At 38.8% G+C, this 19,963-nt stretch carries 19 protein-coding genes, 1 tRNA gene and 1 other RNA gene; 6 read left to right on the top strand and 15 right to left on the bottom strand.

Translation table 11 applies throughout. From position 1 onward, the window contains the following. Positions 1–4: 4 nt before the first annotated feature. Together aroB and B9T66_RS01615 are read right to left on the bottom strand one after the other, a co-directional pair. Positions 5–1,054, bottom strand: a complete 1,050-nt coding sequence (gene aroB, locus B9T66_RS01620; protein WP_095627249.1) for a 3-dehydroquinate synthase — start codon at positions 1,052–1,054, stop codon at positions 5–7. A gap of 9 nt (positions 1,055–1,063) precedes the next feature. Continuing rightward, entirely contained in the window at positions 1,064–2,533 is a 1,470-nt protein-coding gene (locus B9T66_RS01615; protein WP_095627248.1) for a TrkA C-terminal domain-containing protein, read from the bottom strand. A 111-nt stretch (positions 2,534–2,644) separates the two neighbouring features. Here B9T66_RS01615 and tgt point away from each other — a divergent pair, with 111 nt between their 5' ends. Continuing rightward, positions 2,645–3,775 (top strand): tRNA guanosine(34) transglycosylase Tgt, encoded by a 1,131-nt coding sequence (gene tgt / locus B9T66_RS01610; RefSeq protein WP_095627247.1) that lies wholly within the window; start codon positions 2,645–2,647, stop codon positions 3,773–3,775. Between the two features lie 2 nt (positions 3,776–3,777). Here the strand turns inward: tgt and B9T66_RS01605 are convergent, their stop codons facing one another. From B9T66_RS01605 to B9T66_RS01575, 7 genes are all read right to left on the bottom strand, one after another. After that, the gene (locus B9T66_RS01605; RefSeq protein WP_095627246.1) at positions 3,778–4,107 is read right to left on the bottom strand and encodes a dihydroneopterin aldolase; all 330 of its coding nucleotides are present in this window, start codon (positions 4,105–4,107) and stop codon (positions 3,778–3,780) included. Between the two features lie 3 nt (positions 4,108–4,110). Beyond that, positions 4,111–4,788, bottom strand: coding sequence for a glycerol-3-phosphate 1-O-acyltransferase PlsY (gene plsY, locus B9T66_RS01600; protein ID WP_095627245.1), 678 nt, complete (start codon positions 4,786–4,788; stop codon positions 4,111–4,113). 29 nt (positions 4,789–4,817) lie between these two features. After that, complete coding sequence (locus B9T66_RS01595; RefSeq protein WP_095627244.1) at positions 4,818–6,200, bottom strand: methyl-accepting chemotaxis protein; 1,383 nt, start codon at positions 6,198–6,200, stop codon at positions 4,818–4,820. Next, the gene (locus B9T66_RS01590) at positions 6,197–6,712 is read right to left on the bottom strand and encodes a PAS domain-containing protein (protein ID WP_095627243.1); all 516 of its coding nucleotides are present in this window, start codon (positions 6,710–6,712) and stop codon (positions 6,197–6,199) included. The genes B9T66_RS01595 and B9T66_RS01590 overlap by 4 nt, the downstream gene beginning before the upstream one ends. A gap of 74 nt (positions 6,713–6,786) precedes the next feature. Beyond that, positions 6,787–7,365 carry a hypothetical protein gene (locus B9T66_RS01585; protein WP_095627242.1) on the bottom strand — a complete coding sequence of 193 codons (579 nt, stop codon included), beginning with the start codon at positions 7,363–7,365 and terminating at the stop codon, positions 6,787–6,789. A gap of 31 nt (positions 7,366–7,396) precedes the next feature. Then, on the bottom strand, positions 7,397–8,167 hold the full coding sequence (locus tag B9T66_RS01580; protein ID WP_095627241.1) for an MlaD family protein: 771 nt from the start codon (positions 8,165–8,167) through the stop codon (positions 7,397–7,399). A gap of 100 nt (positions 8,168–8,267) precedes the next feature. Then, positions 8,268–8,344, bottom strand: a tRNA-Arg gene (locus tag B9T66_RS01575). Between the two features lie 108 nt (positions 8,345–8,452). Here B9T66_RS01575 and rpsU point away from each other — a divergent pair. Continuing rightward, the gene (gene rpsU / locus B9T66_RS01570; RefSeq protein WP_095627347.1) at positions 8,453–8,665 is read left to right on the top strand and encodes a 30S ribosomal protein S21; all 213 of its coding nucleotides are present in this window, start codon (positions 8,453–8,455) and stop codon (positions 8,663–8,665) included. 66 nt (positions 8,666–8,731) lie between these two features. On the opposite strand, the gene purH is transcribed toward rpsU, so the two are convergent. Further along, positions 8,732–10,273, bottom strand: coding sequence for a bifunctional phosphoribosylaminoimidazolecarboxamide formyltransferase/IMP cyclohydrolase (gene purH, locus B9T66_RS01565; protein WP_095627240.1), 1,542 nt, complete (start codon positions 10,271–10,273; stop codon positions 8,732–8,734). A gap of 77 nt (positions 10,274–10,350) precedes the next feature. On the opposite strand from purH, the gene B9T66_RS01560 reads away from it, so the two are divergent. The 3 genes from B9T66_RS01560 to rpe are packed head-to-tail and all read left to right on the top strand — an operon-like array spanning position 10,351 to position 12,153. After that, positions 10,351–11,208 carry a 3'-5' exonuclease gene (locus B9T66_RS01560; protein WP_095627239.1) on the top strand — a complete coding sequence of 286 codons (858 nt, stop codon included), beginning with the start codon at positions 10,351–10,353 and terminating at the stop codon, positions 11,206–11,208. Between the two features lie 8 nt (positions 11,209–11,216). Continuing rightward, positions 11,217–11,453, top strand: a complete 237-nt coding sequence (locus B9T66_RS01555) for a hypothetical protein (protein WP_095627238.1) — start codon at positions 11,217–11,219, stop codon at positions 11,451–11,453. Between the two features lie 58 nt (positions 11,454–11,511). Beyond that, on the top strand, positions 11,512–12,153 hold the full coding sequence (gene rpe, locus B9T66_RS01550; protein ID WP_095627346.1) for a ribulose-phosphate 3-epimerase: 642 nt from the start codon (positions 11,512–11,514) through the stop codon (positions 12,151–12,153). A 42-nt stretch (positions 12,154–12,195) separates the two neighbouring features. On the opposite strand, the gene ccoG is transcribed toward rpe, so the two are convergent. From ccoG to rnpB, 3 genes are all read right to left on the bottom strand, one after another. Continuing rightward, complete coding sequence (gene ccoG / locus B9T66_RS01545; protein ID WP_095627237.1) at positions 12,196–13,629, bottom strand: cytochrome c oxidase accessory protein CcoG; 1,434 nt, start codon at positions 13,627–13,629, stop codon at positions 12,196–12,198. 110 nt (positions 13,630–13,739) lie between these two features. Next, positions 13,740–15,857 (bottom strand): methyl-accepting chemotaxis protein, encoded by a 2,118-nt coding sequence (locus B9T66_RS01540; protein WP_308201191.1) that lies wholly within the window; start codon positions 15,855–15,857, stop codon positions 13,740–13,742. Positions 15,858–16,049: 192 nt separating this feature from the next. Continuing rightward, an RNA gene (gene rnpB, locus B9T66_RS01530) (RNase P RNA component class A) lies at positions 16,050–16,379 on the bottom strand. Between the two features lie 81 nt (positions 16,380–16,460). On the opposite strand from rnpB, the gene B9T66_RS01525 reads away from it, so the two are divergent. After that, positions 16,461–17,756: an adenosylmethionine--8-amino-7-oxononanoate transaminase gene (locus B9T66_RS01525; protein WP_095627234.1), complete on the top strand. Its 1,296-nt coding sequence runs from the start codon at positions 16,461–16,463 to the stop codon at positions 17,754–17,756. 2 nt (positions 17,757–17,758) lie between these two features. Here the strand turns inward: B9T66_RS01525 and B9T66_RS01520 are convergent, their stop codons facing one another. After that, complete coding sequence (locus B9T66_RS01520; protein WP_095627233.1) at positions 17,759–18,478, bottom strand: carbonic anhydrase; 720 nt, start codon at positions 18,476–18,478, stop codon at positions 17,759–17,761. Between the two features lie 86 nt (positions 18,479–18,564). Continuing rightward, entirely contained in the window at positions 18,565–19,962 is a 1,398-nt protein-coding gene (locus B9T66_RS01515) for a M23 family metallopeptidase (RefSeq protein WP_095627232.1), read from the bottom strand. Position 19,963: the final 1 nt, after the last annotated feature.

The raw sequence follows: 19,963 nt of genomic DNA, 5'->3' as shown, positions 1-19,963 counted from the left end.
CCTTTTATTTGCTATATTGCTCTAAGACTTGCATGATAGTTTCTTGGGGAATGTCATCACGCATACATACATCACCGATGTGATTAGGCAATATAAATGTGATCTTAGAATCTTTGCTTTTTTTATCTAAAAAAAACTTTTCCCAAAACTCTCTAACATCGGCTATTTTGTAGTAAGTTGGTAAATTATATCGACTCAAAAGGTGCTTGATACATTCTACTTCTTCTTGTGTCATCAACCCAAGTTTATACGCCAAATCATTTGCCATGCACATACCTATTGCCACACATTCTCCATGCAAGTAACCCGTATAATGCGTAAGATTCTCTATCACATGTCCAAAAGTATGTCCATAATTAAGTGCAGCACGCAATCCCTTTTCTTTTTCATCTTGACTAACAACACGCGCTTTTATCTCAATGCTTTTAGCAATCACATACTCAAGAATCTGCCTATCATCTAGTGTGGCATTTTGTAAATATATAAAAAACTCTTTATCAAAGCACACAGCCATTTTAATAATCTCTGCTACACCTGCACTAAATTCCCGAGAATCTAAAGTAACAAGCAAATCTAAGTTTGCATACACGGCTTTTGGCTGATGAAATAATCCAATGAGATTCTTACCAAAGGCATTGTTAATGCCTGTTTTACCACCCACACTTGAATCTACTTGTGCCAAAAGTGTCGTGGGTATTTGGATAAACTCCACACCGCGTTGGTAGATTCCACTCACAAACCCTACAATATCGCCCACAACGCCTCCACCAAGCGCTACAAAGAGCGAATTTCTATCTAGCCGATGTGTAAAGGCACACTCAAGGATATACTCCACGCTTTTAAAATCCTTGTATGCCTCGCCATCTGGTATGATACATACATACACTTCTTTTGCCATAATTTTAGCAATGATTTTGGAGAGGTGAAGTCCTGCAACTTTTGGGTTAGACACTATAAGCACCTTGCCATTATGCACAATAGGTTCAAGATTATGTGTCTCATCAATAAAGACCGAATACTCTTTTGTGGGGGTATGAATGATAATTTCTCTCATAGCAATCCTTTAGTAAGGGATAAAAATTTGAGGGTTTGTATCAAGCCCAAGCGAGAGCTTTTTGGGATCCATTGAGCCCAAAGTCAAAAAGCGTATCGTCGTAAGACTACTATCAAAAGGCACAAACTGCAAATACACATCATGTGAGCGTTGCAAAAATAAAATAGGATTATAAGAATTTGAATATGTGACTTCTGGTTGTTGCGAAAAAATCTTGGCAAGATTCTCGATATTATTTAGTAATGTGCGTTGATATTCTGAATCTGGATTAAAGTCATAGAATCTCGCAGCGATATTAAGCTGCTTAGAAATATCAAACATAACTGAAGCGATATTTTCACCCTTTTGCAATCCCTCATCAACAATCAAAAAGCTTTTTTGCACTTCTTTAAGGCGTTTGTATCCTGTCTTTAATACAGGAGTATTGATCTTATGCAATGCTTGGCGGTTTTTACGCGAGATAAATAACTCATGATTAACCATAATAAGCCCTGGACGCTTTTTGTGATCACTATCAATTTGCGCGCAAAAATCGGTATTATCATACACAAAGTGTATATGCACCTTTGGGGCTTGATGAGAGCGGATAGATTCTAAAAGGGCAAAGTTGCTAGGATTTAGCACAATGATATGAAGCGTGTCAGACTTGATATGTGTATGCAAAAAAAGCGCATCTTGTATGTCATCTAAAATAGCTTGGACGCTTAGGCGCGTAGGATCGACATATAAAAAAATATCCTTACCAAATGGGGCAGGAAATTGACCGATGTCGCTTTTGGCACTCCGATATATTTCACTAAGCACGACATTATCACCAGCCACAAGCATAACATCATTTGGCTGAAGCACAAGCGTATGTGTCGCAAGAATAAATTCTGCACGGCGATAAATCCCCACAATGCGCCATTTTTTTTGTTGGATAGAACCAATATGGCGATATGTAAAAATACTACCCGGAGGAATAGCAATCTCCATAAGCTCACCCTGCTCTAACCCAAACCCACGCGGTATCAGTGGGACATTAGCAAGTCGTTGCGTAAGACGATTTGCCACAAGATGTTCAGAATCTATCACAACAAGATTGGTATCCACCATATCCTTTAAGCGCAAATCCTCACGCAACATCACAACATTATTGCTACCTTCTGTGGTGTGTGTGGTGAATTCGTGGTTATTATATAGCACGATACGCACCTTGGCATTAAAGCCTCGGATAAGCTCATACAGGACAAAACGCTCCTTTGGATCCTCAATCACAATAAACACATCTTGAATATCTCTGCTACATAGAGATTCTAAACGAAATGCTGAAGTATAATCAAAGCAATATGTTTGGATAGAATTTGGAATTTGCTCTGGAAGTATCGTTGCATCTTTGCATACAATGGCATAGGCGTTGTTGCTAAAATATTGCGTGATAATTTTTTGGATAAAAATTTTTGCTACAATGCCATCGGCAAAAACAAGGGTTTTTTTCAAAAATATCCTTCAAATACACAAGGTAAAATTTGGCATATTATAAAGAGCCAAGACTAAAGAGCCTCTGAAATCAGCAATAATTTTATAACTTTATGTTCGTAAGGAGAAAGTATGCAAGTATGTATTGATGCAACAGATCTCCAAGCTAGAGCGCTAACGCTTAAGCTTGCACATGGCGAGATTCAAACGCCTATCTTTATGCCTGTAGGCACACAAGGTTGCATTAAAGCACTAGATAGCTATGATGTTAGCACTCATCTGCGCGCACCTATAATCCTTGCAAACACATACCATATGTATTTGCGTTGTGGCATACAAAAGCTAAAAACTTTTGGCGGTATTCACAAATTTGCAAACTTTGGGGGTAATTATCTTAGTGATAGCGGTGGGTTTCAAGCCTTTAGCTTGGGAAGTAATGTAAAACTCCTAGAAAATGGCGTGGAATTTAAATCCCATATAGATGGGAGCAAGCATATGTTTACTCCACAAAAAGTGCTAGATATTCAATACGCGCTTAATAGCGATATTATGATGGTGCTTGATGATCTTGTAGGGCTTCCCGCACCAAAAGAGAGAATTATAGAATCTATCAAGCGCACGAGTCTTTGGGCAAAACAAAGTCTTACATATCATTTGCACCAAAAATCATTGGGCAATGCAAAAACAAATCATCTCTTTGCAATCGTGCAAGGAGGCACCGATATACAATTACGCAAAGAATCTGCGTTAAGTCTTACGGATATGCAGGATTTTGATGGGTATGCCATAGGCGGATTAGCCGTGGGTGAAAGCGCTCAAGAAATGTATGAGACAATAGAATCTACAACCTCATATTTACCACAAAACAAACCACGATACCTTATGGGTGTGGGAACGCCGCAAAATATCCTTGAATCCATAGAGCGTGGAGTAGATATGTTTGATTGTGTGATGCCTACACGCAATGCACGCAATGCCACGCTATTTACAAACTTTGGCAAGATTCATATCAAAAACACGCGCTTTGGGCTAGATTCTGCACCGCTAGATCCAGAATGCAATTGCTACACCTGCCAAAACTACTCACGCGCCTATCTTCATCATCTCTATAAAAGTGGAGAGATGAGCTATTATCGCTTAGCCTCTATCCACAATCTGCATTTTTATCTAACGCTTGTGCGAGAATCTAGAGAGGCGATTTTAGGCAAAAACTTCCATACTTACAAAGCCAAAAAACTAGAAGCTATGCAAAGAGGTTGCTAGTATCAAAAATGTTTTTGCGCTCGGACACCCACCACGCAATGTGAAAAAATTTGGGGTTTTGCAATATGAAAATCAATGCTTGTAATCATCGCAAATCGCGTATGCAATTCCTCACACACGCCCTCTATGAGATCCTCTAATAAACCATATGCTCTAGTGCGTATGGTTTCTTGGATACAAGATACTACCGATACATAATCCAAATACGCGCTTGTGTATTCATAAAAAATTTTTGCATTCACGCACACTTCTTGCTCATTTGTGCGTTCGGATTCTAAAATGCCTACGATACTAGAAAATCGTAGATTCTCAATCTCCAAACAATATTGCACGCTTTAAAGCACCTTGCCTTCTTGACCGCTTAATAAACGCTTGATATTAGGAATGTGTGTATAAAGAATAAGAAGTCCTATAAGCACTACAGGTGTGTGAGTATGCACTTGTGCAAGGATATTAATTGAATCTGGAATAGGCAACACAAGCGGAATAATAAAAGTCAAGATAATACCGCTTAGCACGCCAAAGAGCGAAGAGAGTGAAGAAATCTTTAGCACCTTACCTACAAAGCCCCAAACGACAAGCCCCAAAGCTCCTTCGATAGGTATAAGCAAAATAGTGGATCCAATCGCAGTTGCTACACCCTTGCCTCCATGAAAGCCTAAAAATGGACTATAGCAATGCCCCAAAATAGAAAGCAACGCAATAAGCCATTGTGCATCAAAGCTCAATCCATAAAGCTTGGCAGCAAGCACAACAAACATTCCCTTGCACGCATCAAGGATAATAGTGCTTAAAGCAAGGATTTTGGCACTTTTGGGATTAATCTCTTTAATAGCGCGATAGACATTTGTAGCGCCTATGCTTCCAGATCCAATAGTGCGTATATCTATTTTATAAAATACCTTTGTCAAAAAAAGCCCAAAAGGTATGCCACCCACAAGATAGGCGATGATATAAAACACGACATTACTATTTGTTAGAATCTCTCCCAATGCCACAAAAAATCCACTCATACACACTCCTTGATGTTATGACTTAGATTCTAAGCATTGACACTATCTAAAAGTGTCACAGCCTGTTGTGAATCTTGCTCAAGTTGTTGTAGGTTTTGGACAATTATACTAGAGGTTTCTTGCGTAACTTCTTGTGTGAGAACCCCAAGCGCAGCCTTCGCACTTGCCTTGAGCTTAGATTCTATGTTTTGAATCTTATCTGTATCTAGCGTTTTAATCTTTTTAATAAGATTTGCATCATCAAGATATTTAGAAATAGGATTAAGTGTATCAAAATCACATACTTCTTGTTTTTTATTGAAGCTCAAATATAGCGAGGATTTGTATAAAATATGATCAAGCTTAGATACGCTAAGCAAGAGACCTTGCGAAAGTCTTTCAAAAACACTAAAGAGATCTTGTGTTGTCGCACTAAGTCCTGCAAAAATCTCATTAAAATGCCCCACATTTTTGTGTGCGGAGCTTGCCACTTGCGTAACACGCGAAGAGTTTTCCAAAATCGTATTGACTTCTTGCTGCATTGTTTGCACAACAATAGCAATATCACTTGTAGCTTTGTGTGTTTTTTCAGCAAGTTTTCGCACCTCATCTGCCACCACTGCAAACCCTCTTCCATGTTCTCCAGCGCGCGCAGCTTCAATAGAAGCATTAAGTGCTAAAAGATTTGTTTGATCCGCAATATCGCGAATAATGCCAATCACAGAACCTATATCTTGAGATTTTTGTGCAAAACTTTCTATCATATTGTTGTTATCATCAATAATCACGATCAAATCATCAATAGATGAAGTAATTTGTGCCACATCAGATTGGGATTGTTGAGAAACTTGGGCAATAGAAGAAACTTGGGAATCTGCTGTATCCATACGCTCCAAATCCGATCCCAAATCCTTAGAAACCTTGCTTAAATCAGTATTTTGATTTTGCAAGCTCATATTCATAAGCTCTTTTGCAAGGGCATTTGAAATATTTTCCTTAGCACCTTCCTCTACTTTATCAAGCGCAGAATTTATAGTCTCAATACTAGTAGCCAAAGATCCTTTGAGTCCTTGTGCCATAGCCTTGCGATAAAATTTGCCTTCTTGTGTGCATTTAACAGCAGTGGCTATCTCACGCATAAATGCTTCAATGTTATCAATTAAGATATTTATATTATTTGCCAAATTATGCAAATCCGCATCACCTTGTATAAATAATACTCTCTCTTCGAATTCCCCTCGTTTGTATTTTTCAGAAACCTTGAGAATCCTCTCAATAAGCTTGGCACGTAAGCCCATCTTGTATTGTGCTATCCCAAGCACTATAACCAAAAGTGCTACAACAACTACACTTGGAGAAAAACCCTGCCATACTAGATCTGTTATAATGCCTACCAATCCAAGAACTATCGCCATCCATAGCAAAATTTTCATCGATATCCTCCTACTTTCCCTTGCTCTTGCAAAGAAACCATAAATTCATTCCAAGTTTGCTTACGCTCTTTAAGAAGCCCAATAATGTAGTCCTGTGCAGCTTGCATACCTGAAGTAGTCTCAATATCAAGGCACTTTTTATAAATCATACTTAGTGCTTCTACACCTGCCTTACTTGCTCGTCTTCTCACAGAATAGTAGCCACAAATCTTACCATTAACATCATAAGATGGGGTAATATTAGCAAAAACCCAATAAAGATCATTAGTTTTTACAGATCTGTTGCATGCAAAAGCAAAAAATTCCTCTCCACTCTTAACCGTATCCCATAAAAGTTTGAAAGCAACCTTTGGCATTGATGGGTGGCGTATAATATTGTGTGGTTTGTTGATAAACTCTTTTTCATCTTTGAATCCACCAAAATGACAAAAATCTTCATTGCCATAAAGAAGTCTTCCTGATGTATCTGTTTTAGAAGTAATAAGTGTATCATCTTGTAAAAATAATTCCATTTTTCCTCCATATGTTATAAAAATGCGCGGAATTGTATCAAAAAAAAAAAAAAGACTCTTAATAAAATATAAGACTACAAAATCTGCCCAATGATTTCAGAAAACACCTCTTGGCTTAGCTTCAAAAATATTGGCGCAAAATCTTGCATATTGAGTATTTCTTTTTCACGCACAATCACGCCATTTTTCAATACCCCTGCATCTTTGGCGCTTAAAAGATCATAATGTATGCTTAATGTGGCATAATCCTTCCCATCTCTTTGAATAATAAGAATCTTATCAATATGAAGCTTTAAAATCTTATCTACCTTCACACTCCCAAATGGCGGCTTAATGAGATTTAGCCCCTGCTCACTCATCATACCACTCAAAGTCGCGATAAGCATTTCTTTTGGTTTGCTTACCCATTGAACATTTGGGATAATGCGCGTGCGAAGACTTTGCAAATCTAGCTTGTATATGTCTGTGCTATCATAGGGCATTGCCGCGCTTATGATCGTGCCATAGCTATGTTTGGGATTTTTGAGAATCTTTTGGGTATGCAAAGAAATGTCATAAAAACTTACATCTGGTATCTCTGTTTTTATATCTACACTCACGCATCCTGCATATAACGCCACAATACAACCTATAACAATATACCTTAGCTTCATATCCACTCCTTATATGTTTGGGGATTACACATTATTCATCACTGCTGCGTTTTTTACCAAAAAGACTATCGTATGGATTTTTTTCAATCTTATCCACCAAATGCGTGGCTTTAGAAAAGAAATGATCAGCTTGCAAAAGTGTTTCTTGAAGTTGCAAAAGACTAGGATTAAGCATAGAGCGAAAATCATATTGACCAGATTGAAGGTTTGTGTCAATATTTGCGGTAATAGAATCTAAGCGCTTCATGATATGCGCCATATCTTGGCTCATTTGAGAGAGATACAAAAGGGTTTTTTGGAGATTCTCAATTGTCTGTGGGCTAGTAAGCTCACTTACACCACTTAGCACACTAAGTCCCTTATCTCCTATGGCTTCGACTTTTTGAAGCAAAATATCAAGTCCGCCTTTTTTGAATTCTATGATATGTGAAGTATTGAGTTGCGGGCTTTGTCCCTGATAAAATGCAAGATAATTTGCTCCGGCAAGACCGCTTGAGGCAATGCTAATATATGAATCTTCACGCACTTCCAAATTAGAATCTATAGACAATGTAATCTTGATGACACCTTGCGCGAGATCCTCAAAGCTTACACTATCGATTTTTCCCACTGCTATGCCCTTAAATTTCACAGGCGTATTTACTCCGACTGCTGAAGTTTCATCTTGTGTCAAAATATAATATGTCTTGTATTTACTCACACCAAAATCAAATCGCCCCAACCACAAGACAAAAACACAAAACCCTATCACAATCCCAAGAAAAACAATACCTATACTGACATATTTGACATTGCGTTCCATTAGATCCAACCTAAACTAAAAAATAATAATTATAAAACCTGTAGATAATGATACCAAAAACTAAGAGAAGCATAGCTTATGTGAAGATGTAAGTGAGAAATGGTGTGCTCGGAGGGATTCAAACCCCCGACCTACAGGACCGCAACCTGTTGCTCTATTCAGCTGAGCTACGAGCACATACAAACATAAAAGGCGGTATTGTATCCAAGTATTCCTTAATATTTGTTTTAGTTTTTTTGCCATACAATGTCGGCTTCATTTTATAAAAGAAAGTGGGTGATGTATATGCCAGGTATCAAGGTGCGTGAAAATGAAAGCTTCGATGAAGCTTACAGAAAATTCAAAAAACAAACTGATAGAAATCTTGTGGTTACAGAAACAAGAGCTAGAAGATTTTTCGAACCACAAACAGAACGCCGTAAAAAGCAAAAGATAAACGCTAAGAAAAAATTACTCAAGCGCTTATATATGCTTCGTCGCTACGAGTCTAGACTCTAAATTTTTTAGTGTCTCCAATATTTTGGAGACATCACACAAAATCTCCTATTACTATTTCATTTTATTCTAGTGTAAAAAATGCCTTGTATGTGTAAAATACATCGCTATACCAAACTCATCACATGCCGCTATTACTTCATCATCGCGTATGCTGCCACCTGGTTGAATCACTGCCGACACACCAACACTATGTGCCATATCGATACTATCTCGGAATGGGAAAAAGGCTTCTGAAGCCAACACACACCCTTGCAAATCTAAGCCCATATCTTGCGCCTTTGCAATAGCCGCTCTAGAAGCATCAACTCTGCTTGTCATACCCATACCAATAGCAACCACAGCACCATCTTTGACATACACAACACAATTAGACTTTGTTAAACTTGCTACCTTATATGCAATCTCTAAATCCTTAAATTGCGAAGGCGTGGCGACTTGTTTTGTCATACATGTTGCTTGTGCCACTTCGTGAGCGCCTACGCTATCGCTTTGCTGATACAAAAATCCACCTTGGATATGCTTGAAATCATAAGAATCTCGCGGTAAATGTAACACATTTTGTCCCTGCAAAGCATAGGTAAAAATCTTTGTGCGTTTTTTAGATTCAAAAACCTTCAATGCTGCATCACTGATACCTGCGCACACAATCACTTCAATAAAAATTTCATTCATTTTTCGCGCCAATGTTTCATCAATAACACCATTAAGCGCTACCACACCTCCATACGCACTCACACTATCACACATAAGCGCACTCACATACGAATCTAGCAAATTCTCTTTGATAGCAAAGCCACAAGGATTCCCGTGTTTTACTATACACACGGCACTACATTCACCAAACGCACTCGCGATACTAATAGCTGCATTAATATCTGTGAGGTTATTAAAACTTGGCTCACCCTTTTTTATACACAAATGTTGGCTAAAAAACTCACTAAACTCATAGAGTGCACCTTTTTGATGAGGGTTTTCCCCATAACGTGTATCAAACACTTTTTTGCCCACGATAAATTGCTTATCACCAAAACCTTGTTTAAATCGCTTATTCATATAATTAGCAATCATAGAATCATAACTTGCTGTATGCTCATAAGCCTTTATCATAAGCTCGGTGCGAAACTCTAGCGTATTGTTTTGGTGTTTTAGATTCTCTATCACGCGCGTATAATCATTGGGATCGGTTACAATAAGCACACTATGAAAATTCTTTGCTGCCGAACGCACCATAGCAGGACCACCAATATCAATATTTTCAATAATCTCGCCAAAATCATCTGTGCGCTCGATTGTCTGCTTAAAAGGATAGAGATTCACACACACAAGACTAATAGAATCTATATTGTATTCTTGAGCGCTTTTTATATGTGCCTCATCATCTCGACGATACAAAATCCCTCCATGAATCTTAGGGTGCAATGTTTTTACCCTACCATCAAACATTTCTGGGCTTTGCGTATAGTTACTTACTTCCTCCGCACACACACCCGATTCTTGCAAAGCTTTTAGCGTGCCGCCTGTGCTTAAAATCTTGTATCCAAGATTCACTAATTCCTTGCCAAATTCTACAATTCCACTTTTATCGCTTACACTAAGCAATGCATACATTTTGTTTCCTTTTATGCGAACTTTGCTACAATAATAAAACTTCGATTGTATCCTATCTCGCGTATAAGGAGGCTTAAATGATTTGTGTCCTTGATATAGAAACTATTCCTGATACCTATTTACTTGCGCAAAATTTTGGTTTTGATGGCGATGAGCTTGCAATATGCACACAAGCATTCGCACACCAAGCCCAAAAAAGCGGATCAGAGTTTTTGCCTATCCCCTTTCATCGTATCATTAGCATTTCAAGTGTGCTATGTGATGATTTTGGGCATTTCATAAAAGTCGGAAACTTCGGACTTAAAGCAAGTGAAGCATATATGCAAAGCACGAGAGACTTACAAGCCCTAAATAATCTAGAATCTGGGATTTTGCGAGATTTTTGGGAATGGTTTAATGCCAAACAACCAAGTATTGTAAGTTTTAATGGTAGGGGATTTGATATGGTGGCTCTTACATTACGCGCTATGCGGTATCATATCCAAGCTGGTGCGTATTTTGAAATCAATAATCCCCAATACAACAAAAATAAATGGGAAAATTACCGCCAACGCTATGCCGAAAATTTTCACACAGACTTACTAGATAGTCTTGGTGGATTTGGTGCTGTGCGCGGACTTACCTTAGATTCTGTGTGCAAAATGTGTGGCATTGTAGGAAAATATGATGTGAGTGGTTCTCAAGTGCATGAGATATTTTTTGACCCACATCTCACAAACAAAGAGGCGCTAGAAAAGATACAAGAATATTGCCAAAGCGATGTGCTAAATACCTATTGGTTATACCTCAAATATTTAGTGCTAAAAGGTGAGCTTTTAGAAAGTGATTATGTGTTAATTCTCCAAGAATTTCAAGCAAAACTACCACAAAATCAGGGCTATTTTGAATCTTTTCATACACAAATCGCACAAGAATTAGCCACATTTACCATATAAGGACAGATATGCAAACTCCACATACGACCAAAAATGGCGAGATAACAACAAAAGGTGCATTGATTGATGAAATCCAAAATCTTCTCAATGCCCTAAGTGTTACATCTCATGAAACAATATTAAGCGCAGAAGTAATGGGTGCGCTTACATGCCAAGACTTAGAATCTCTACGCGATAATCTACTCCAAAAAGATCATATAACACAACATAGCCAATGGCTAAAGGGCTTAAGCACAGCGGACTAAACAACATGCTACAATGCGTGTAATTTTGCATACAAAGGATAAACATATGAAAAAAACAATGCTTGTCGCACCAAGCTTATTGTCAGCAGATTTTTTGAATCTAGGAAAAGAAGTGGAAGCTATTTGCGCAACTACATGTGATTATTTGCACATTGATGTAATGGACGGACATTTTGTGCCAAATCTCACCATAGGACCACTTGTTGTAGAAAAAATTGCCAAAATTGCTACAAAACCACTTGATATTCACCTAATGACACGCAATAGTGAATTTTTTGTCAAACTTTTTGCGCCTCTTAAACCCGCATTTTTGAGTGTGCATATCGAAGAAGTATGTCATCTTGATAGGCTAATAGAAGAGATTAAATCACAGGGTATCAAAGCTGGTGTAGTGCTAAACCCACACACAAGCCTTGAAAATCTCCGCTATATATTGCCAAAAATTGATTTGGTGCTACTTATGAGTGTGAATCCGGGCTTTGGGGGACAAAAATTTATCCCCTATACGCTCCAAAAGCTTCGTGATTTACGAATCTTACGTGATGAACTCAATCCTCAATGCCTTATTGAAATTGATGGCGGTATCAGCGCACAAAATATTGTTTTAGTCAAAGAAAATGGTGCGGATATGGTAGTGGCAGGAAGCTATATCTTTGGCGCAAAAGATTATTATGAGGCTGTAGAAAGTCTAAGGATCTAAACACACTAGAATCTGCCCAACAGATTCTAGTGGATAATGGACTTATTTTGCGATTTCTTGGTGTTTTTGCAAGTAAGTTTGAATTGTTTCTTGACTTGGGTATGTAAAGTTTGTTTTGCGTTTAGCAAAAATGCGATCCTTATCATCAATTGCAAACGAGCGCAACACGATTGGATAGATACTATCACCCCTATCACTTCGAGAAAGATTCTCTCTTGCCCTTATGGTGATCATTTGTGTAATCTTTTGCCCTGCTTTGACAACAAAAGGCTCTTTTGGTTTGATAATCTCAAGTCTTGATGCAATATCAAAATCTTTATTAGGGCTTACAATTTCTACAGAAAATTCATGATCTACACTATCTGTATTATGAAAGACTGCCCTAAAGGTATTATCAACAACCTCTTGTGTGCGAATCTTATACAATTCAGAAGTCGTGTTGATATTCAAAAGCATACCTTCTTTTTTGGTGCTTACCACCAATAATGTAACAAACACGACACTAAGCACAACAATATATGCAATAGTTTTGAATCTAAAATATTGAACTTTTTTGCTATGCTCCATAGCTGTAGGAGAAGTCCAAGAAACAAGTGAAGGCTTATTAAGCTTGCCCATTACACCTGTGCAAGCATCAACACATTCAAGGCAGTTAATACATTCTAATTGCATACCCTTGCGTATATCGATATGTGTAGGACACACCTTGACGCATTGTTCACATTCTATGCATTCAGCATTTGGATCAATAAATTTTAGCTTTTGGGTAATTTTTGTGCCGTGCTTATCATATACAAATCCTCCACGATTGTAATTATAAGTAGGCATAAGCGTATCATTATCATACAACACAGATTGCACACGGCAATATGGGCAGATATAAATACAAAAATTCTCTTGAATAAAGGTAATATCAAAAATAAAAAATATCCCAAAGCCTAACCAAAACACCATAAGCACAGGGTGATCTAAAGGATTTGTAATATATGAGAAAAAATCTTCCGGTGGGACAAAAAACCACATAAGGTTTGCTGCAGCAACAAGGCACAAAAATGCGATAATCACAAAAGCAAGGGTAGCCTTTAGTTTATCAGCAAAACTTTCAAGGCGCATAGGTTGTTGTTTGTTGGAAATTTTTTTACGCAAACCAAAAATAGTAGTTTGTAATAAATCACGATAAATGACACGGAAAATGGTTTGTGGGCACGCCCAGCCACACCAAAGACGACCTGCCAATGTCGTGAGAAAAAAGATTCCCACAAAAAGCAAAATAAGCAAAAATGGCATTAAATACAATTCTTGCATATTAAATCGCGTGCCTAATAAATGTAGCTCTCCATGTTCAAAAGAGAGTAAAAAAAGATGTGTGCCATCAATAGTGATAAAAGGGAAGCTTAGTAATACCACCGCCGCGATAGCATAAACAAGATAGCGTTTTTTGCGATAAAACACCTGCTTTTGTGTAGTGGGTTGCATACAAAATCCTTATGTTGTGATGAGTAAATAATTATACAACTTTTTGCTTCAAAAGATTACATCAAACCTAAGGTTTTGTAGCAAATTTCACAGAGCATAATACGCGTGTTTTAGAACTTCTTCCTCTCCACATCAGCTAATATCTCATCAGCTATAGTATTTACCTTTTGAGTAATCTCATTAGTATTATTAGCTACTTCTACATTCTCTTGAGTAACTCCTTCTAATTGAGCAATAGCCTCATTAATCTGTGATAAACCTTCTGTTTGCTCTCGTATAGATTCACTCATTTCATTGACAGATTGCACTAAGATATTGACATTAGCCTCTATCTCTCCTAGTGATTTAGTCGTTCTCTCTGCTAGCTTTCTTACTTCATCTGCTACTACTGCAAAGCCTCTACCATGCTCTCCTGCTCTTGCTGCTTCTATAGCAGCATTTAAAGCTAAGAGATTGGTTTGGTCTGCTATGTCTTTTATCACTCCTACGATGTTTTTAATATCCTCTGCTTGTTTGGTAGCTTCTATGGTCTTATCACTGACATTTTGCATTGATGAGCTTATCTCTTCTACTGCTGCTGCAGATTGTTCTAGTGAGCTAGCTTGAGATTGAGATCCTTCTGTGAGTTTTTGCATAGAGGTTTTTAACTCTTCACTTTGGGCTGCTAAGTCTTTGGCGAAGTTTGAGGAAGCTTGTAGCATTTGTCTAATTTCTTCACCTAATGTATTAGTAACAACTTCTACTCTACCTTGTGCGTCTTTGACTTGTGTGGAGAAGTCAAGCTTAACAAAGCTATCAAAGACACGATTAAGCTCTGGTAAGTCATTACCAATAGCAGAGGAGAGTAAGTCTAGGAGTTGATTAACAGAATCTTTTAGGGTGTTTAGCTGGGGATTAGCACCTTTTAGTGTAATGCGTCTATCAGCATGACCTTCGCGTGTATAATTAATCACATCAAGAGATTCATTGACAAGAGCGGAGTCTTGGTCTAAGTCTGATTTGGCTTTCTCTATATTTTCATTGATGGCTCTGCCCATAGCTCCTAGTTCATCATTTGCCCTAATGATGATGGGTTTGACCTCTACCTTTTCGTGATTGAGGAGTCTAAAGAAGTTTAGGAGGGTGTTTAGGATAATAGGTAGCCTTGCGCCCACGATTTTCCTCACACAATACCACACGACTATCATCACGACAAGCAAAAACACAACAGCCAACATCGCAATGTGAATCTGCAACGCATACAAAGGCTTTAACACTTCTTTTTTGGGTGCGGTTACGAGGATTGACCAGTGGCTTGTGTCATTGATCGTGCTAAAAGATTCCACACTTGCATAGCTTGCATCGCCCGTAGTCGCGACATAGTCATCAAACACACCGCTGGTGCGTGTCGCGATGGCATTGAGCGTGTTTTTGGCTTCTGGGCGCGGATTGGCTTTGCCCATATTTTCTAAGATCAGTTTGGGGTTGTTGTGAATGGCGATGATACCCGTATCTGTCATAAGGATTCTAAGATTGCCCGCGTATAAGTCTAATTTAGGATCAGTGAGCTTATTAGAAATATCCACTAGGCTAAAGGTATAGCCGACAATCCCCAAAAGCTTCTTGCTTGAATCAAATATAGGATACACAATGTTCAGCCCCAAAAACTCGCCGCTACCGAAGTTTAACATCGCTGGCTGTCCCACATAAGCCTTTTGCTCGCCTTTTTGGGCTTCATCTAGCACTCGGCGGATCACCGGGATATTTACCACTCCATCGCGTGCCTGCTCTAGCTGGGTGCTCTCTCGCTCCTCGCTTAGGCTATGATAGAGGATAGCAAACTTCCCACTCTCTGTAAAATAGCGACTATCAAAGCTCGTCGCATTTGCCGGACGATCTAAGAGATATAAGAAACTATAAGTCGCGTGGCTATTATCAAGCATATTTTTGATGATGCTTGAGACACTCTCGAGATTGACTTGCTCTCTTGGAGTTTTGCGATAGATTTCATTGAGCGCAGAGCCCACGCCTCGTGCAAGCGTGATCGTCTCATCAAAGAGCCCCTTCATCGTCGTGGCGTAGTTTTTAGAAGCCTGCGTGATCGTGTTTTTGGTATTTGCCACGATATCATCACTCACCTCTCTCACGATCGAAGTCGCTAAGATCACAATCCCAAGCACCATAATCACAGCCACAGAAAACAAAAGCTTTGTCGCAATGCGCAAAGAGCTAAACCATTTTTTCATCATTTCCCCCCTTACCTTAAATGACATATATTTCACATTCGTAAAATTTATGGATTCTATCGCAAAAAAAAAAAAACGCATAAATTGCCATAAAATATTAAACAAAAAATCAAAAAAGGGCAAAAAAGTAAAAGTTTTTGAATCTAGATTCAAGAAATGTAAGAAAATTGTGTATGAGGGTTTTTTGGATTTGAGATCTTAGGCATAGCATAAGCCGAGTTCTGTCGTGGGTGGCTATTTATCTAGGTGCGGCATCGCTACCGCACTCTTGCGAAGAGCTAAGAGATTTAAGACTTCTAACCTACTCTTCTTGCTACGGATTGGGTTTGCACGGCACAATGTATTGCTACAATGTCGGTGGGCTCTTACCCCGCCTTTTCACCCTTACCATTTTCTTACGCTGGCGGTTGTTTTCTGTTGCACTTTCCCTTGATTTACATCAGCCATTTGTTAAATGGAATCCTGTCTTAATGTAGCTCGGACTTTCCTCTTTTAGATTCTAAAAGCAACCACCTGCTATGCCCAAGCTGGCATTATACCCCCACTAAGCAAAACAAAAGCTTATAGGGCTTACAATGCCTCAAATTTCACACAAAGGTATTCGTGATGCAAGATTCACAGATGTTAAAAGCCCAAGATCTCGCCCATATTTGGCACCCCTGCACGCAAATGCACGATCACGAGGCGACTTACCCACTCATACCGATAAAGAGCGGCAAAGGCGTGTATGTCTATGATTTTGACGACAAAGCCTATATTGATTGTGTTTCGAGCTGGTGGGTCAATCTCTTTGGGCATTGCAATCCTTATATCAACCAAAAACTTTGCGCCCAAATTGAGAATCTCGAGCATATTATCCTAGCGGGATTCTCACACGAGCCTATCATCACGCTTTCTTCTCGCCTGTGTGGGATTCTCCCTGCGCCACTTAGCAAGTGTTTTTTTGCCGATAATGGCTCAAGCGCCATCGAAGTTGCGCTCAAAATGGCTTACCACGCCAAAGCCATAGAATCTAACACGACTTTTTATGATACTTTTCTTTCACTCCAAAACGCCTATCACGGAGAAACAATTGGTGCGCTTAGCGTAGGTGATGTAGGCTTGTATAAGCAAGTGTATGATCCAATCTTGCTAAAAACACTCACAAGCACCGCACCCACACTCCATAACACAGAACAAGCCCTAAAAGACTTAGAATCTACGCTAGATTCACACCCAAATATCGTGGCATTTATCCTCGAACCACTTGTGCAATGTGCAGGAAATATGGCAATGCACACTCCAGAATTTGTCGCCAAAGCGACAAAAATGTGCCAAGATCGCGGAATCTTTGTTATTTTTGATGAAATTGCAGTGGGGTTTGGGCGTAGTGGCAGTATGTTTGCCTTTGAACAATGTGGAGTAATCCCAGACTTTTTATGCCTTAGCAAAGGGCTAAGTGGTGGATATTTGCCACTATCAGTGGTGGTAACAAGCGATGCAATCTATGAGTATTTTTATGCACCTTATGAAACACATAAGGCATTTTTGCATTCACATTCTTATACCGGAAATCCTCTAGCGTGTGCATGTGCAAACGCGGTGCTTGATATTTTTGACAAAGAAAATGTTATAGAATCTAACAAGCTTTTAAGTGCATATATTTGGGAACAAGCACAATCTCTTAGAGAATTTGGCTTTGTGCAAAATATGCGCCAAAGAGGTATGATACTCGCATTTGATCTCGTAGGATTTGAAGGGCAAAGAAAAGGCATAGAAGTATATAACAAGGCATTGCAAAAAGGCTTACTTTTGCGCCCTTTGGGAAATACAATCTATTTTATGCCACCTTATGTCATCACAAAACAAGAGGTGGCGTATGTCTTTGGCAATCTCAAAGAGATTCTAGCCTCGCTTAGATAAAATTATTGCGCACTCTGAATCTCTCTACCATTGAGTGGTTGGGTATTGCGTGCGTTAGTATGCATAATAGTATGTAGTGAATCTATTTGTGATTTAGAAGCACTAATGGTTTGTCCCAAAACAACCCATTGCACATTTTGGCTACAAGGTGGTGTTGTCAAACTACCGCTAAAGGCATAATAAGAAAGCTTATTAGGAAGAATATTGGCTGGATTTAAGCCCTCAAAATCTCTCACTACACCACTTTGTTCAGGAGCAGCTTCTACAATCTTTTGTAGCTCTGTATTTGCCTCGCCCTCAGTAAATAGCACACCAATCACAAGCAATTTTCCATCTAAACTGCTATGCACAAGATGCATTTCTAAAGGATAGCTTTTGCCATCAATGGTGTTTTCAGATGGGGTATGAAAATGCAATTGCACAAGTGCATATTCTTGACCGCCATATGTTATGGTATTGTTTTTTGCAAAATTAACTTGCACAGAATGCCCGTTGTTGATGATATTTTGAGAATCTGCCTTATACTCTATAGCAAGTGCATTAGCAACAGAAGCTGTATCCTTGCTTACGATATTAATGGGAGATTGCTCCATACCATTACATTCTGGATAATCTTGCCCCCAAGTGCTTGGTCCATTGTCCTCTTCATATCCCCAATGCGCTGCACCTACACTCCCTAAACTTAATAAGCCTACCAATACAACACTATGAAAAAGCCTCATAATAACTCCTCGTATAAAATCTTGAAATAAAACGCAATTCTACACCCCAAAAGATAAATGCACGCTTGTTTTGTATTTGGTAATAATTAATTTGATTGGGTTTGCTCTAGCAATTGTCTATGCGCCTCCTCAAAAACTGCATTAACAGATTCTTCTATCCATTTAGGATTTTCCCATTCAAAGACATTGACAGCATGACCTTGCACAAGCATTTCTAAATGCAAATGATCGCCAAATGCCCAACCACTAGAACCTGTATAACCGATAATATCACCAATGTGCACCCTGTCGCCTACCTTTAGCGTAGAATCTGACATATGCGCATACAAACTCGCAAGACCAAATCCGTGATAGATAATAGCGCTATTGCCGTGAATCCCCAAATATTGTCGCAAAACTACCACACCACCATTACTCGCAATGATAGGTGCATTACGCACACTCGCGTAATCTACGCCCATATGATACGCTATGCCCACAAGCTCTTTATTCAAATAATAGCTACGCTCATCACCAAAATACCCTACAACCATAGCTTTTTGCAATCCTGAAAAAGGCATAACACCATTAGTCATATAGCTCACATTAGAGATCGTAGTGCCTGTGGCTTCTAAAATTTGCTGTGTATCCCGTAATCGCACTTCTTCATTAATAAATACAAACCGCTCCTTATCATCTGCAAAACTTTCATATTCTGCAGAACCCACTTCTTCAAAGAGTGAGCGTAGTTTGGATTCTAAAAATTCTGGTTTTAAGCGCAGATTAGATTTACGAATAGGCGCACTAAGATTTTTTTGGAAATTAAGGGGAATGTTTGTGGTATTGGCTGCCTTATCACGAGCCTTGATACTCCCTTCAAAAAGCTTATTTTCTAAGGGCCATGCGATGATTGCACCATACACTGCCTCATCAGGTGGCAGTGTAACATCATTAAAGGTATGTTTAAAAGCACGAAATTCATTCTTGCCATTACTAAGCACCACAGAATCTAGGGCAAAATCTTTGACTTTAAAGAGAACAAAGGCACTACCAGAGCGCGATATTTTTGGGGATCGTGCAAGAATTTGGATTTGTGGGGCACTCACATCAATGATTAGAGGCAAATTAATACAAGTTTGGTTGCCAGAAAAAAAGTTCGTATTACTCCAATCACGCACACAAATCTTATACTGCAATGTCGTGCCATCTTTGAGCTCTGTAAGAGGTTTTGGGAGTGAAAGCTGAAATTTTTTGGGTTTGTTTAGCACAATTTCTTCATCGCTAAATAGCACTTGAGAATCTAGGCTTACTTCCACGCTATACTTGCGTATGCCACTCTCATCACTAAATGATAAGACTAAGTCATCTTGCAAATTCCAATGAGTGGGTAATGCGGATTGTGATTGAAGAATGGGCTCTTCTCTATCAAAAACAAAAACATTAAAGACTACATACACGATTATAGCTACACACAACGCCATAAAACCAATGACAATATTTTTCACT

The sequence above is a fragment of the Helicobacter sp. TUL genome (assembly GCF_002287135.1).
GTDB lineage: Bacteria > Campylobacterota > Campylobacteria > Campylobacterales > Helicobacteraceae > Helicobacter_F.
Note: the sequence above shows the minus strand (reverse complement) of the source record. Positions and strands in the feature narration are given on the sequence as shown.

Excerpts from the sequence above, each read along its gene's own strand:
- B9T66_RS01525 (WP_095627234.1), top strand. The coding sequence starts at position 16,461 with ATGCAAGATTCACAGATGTTAAAAGCCCAAGATCTCGCCCATATTTGG.
- tgt (WP_095627247.1), top strand. The coding sequence starts at position 2,645 with ATGCAAGTATGTATTGATGCAACAGATCTCCAAGCTAGAGCGCTAACG.
- B9T66_RS01555 (WP_095627238.1), top strand. The coding sequence starts at position 11,217 with ATGCAAACTCCACATACGACCAAAAATGGCGAGATAACAACAAAAGGT.
- ccoG (WP_095627237.1), bottom strand. The coding sequence starts at position 13,629 with ATGCAACCCACTACACAAAAGCAGGTGTTTTATCGCAAAAAACGCTAT.
- B9T66_RS01585 (WP_095627242.1), bottom strand. The coding sequence starts at position 7,365 with ATGAAGCTAAGGTATATTGTTATAGGTTGTATTGTGGCGTTATATGCA.
- B9T66_RS01520 (WP_095627233.1), bottom strand. The coding sequence starts at position 18,478 with ATGAGGCTTTTTCATAGTGTTGTATTGGTAGGCTTATTAAGTTTAGGG.
- rpe (WP_095627346.1), top strand. The coding sequence starts at position 11,512 with ATGCTTGTCGCACCAAGCTTATTGTCAGCAGATTTTTTGAATCTAGGA.
- B9T66_RS01595 (WP_095627244.1), bottom strand. The coding sequence starts at position 6,200 with ATGAAAATTTTGCTATGGATGGCGATAGTTCTTGGATTGGTAGGCATT.
- B9T66_RS01580 (WP_095627241.1), bottom strand. The coding sequence starts at position 8,167 with ATGGAACGCAATGTCAAATATGTCAGTATAGGTATTGTTTTTCTTGGG.
- rpsU (WP_095627347.1), top strand. The coding sequence starts at position 8,453 with ATGCCAGGTATCAAGGTGCGTGAAAATGAAAGCTTCGATGAAGCTTAC.
- B9T66_RS01540 (WP_308201191.1), bottom strand. The coding sequence starts at position 15,857 with ATGATGAAAAAATGGTTTAGCTCTTTGCGCATTGCGACAAAGCTTTTG.
- purH (WP_095627240.1), bottom strand. The coding sequence starts at position 10,273 with ATGTATGCATTGCTTAGTGTAAGCGATAAAAGTGGAATTGTAGAATTT.
- B9T66_RS01560 (WP_095627239.1), top strand. The coding sequence starts at position 10,351 with ATGATTTGTGTCCTTGATATAGAAACTATTCCTGATACCTATTTACTT.
- plsY (WP_095627245.1), bottom strand. The coding sequence starts at position 4,788 with ATGAGTGGATTTTTTGTGGCATTGGGAGAGATTCTAACAAATAGTAAT.
- aroB (WP_095627249.1), bottom strand. The coding sequence starts at position 1,054 with ATGAGAGAAATTATCATTCATACCCCCACAAAAGAGTATTCGGTCTTT.
- B9T66_RS01590 (WP_095627243.1), bottom strand. The coding sequence starts at position 6,712 with ATGGAATTATTTTTACAAGATGATACACTTATTACTTCTAAAACAGAT.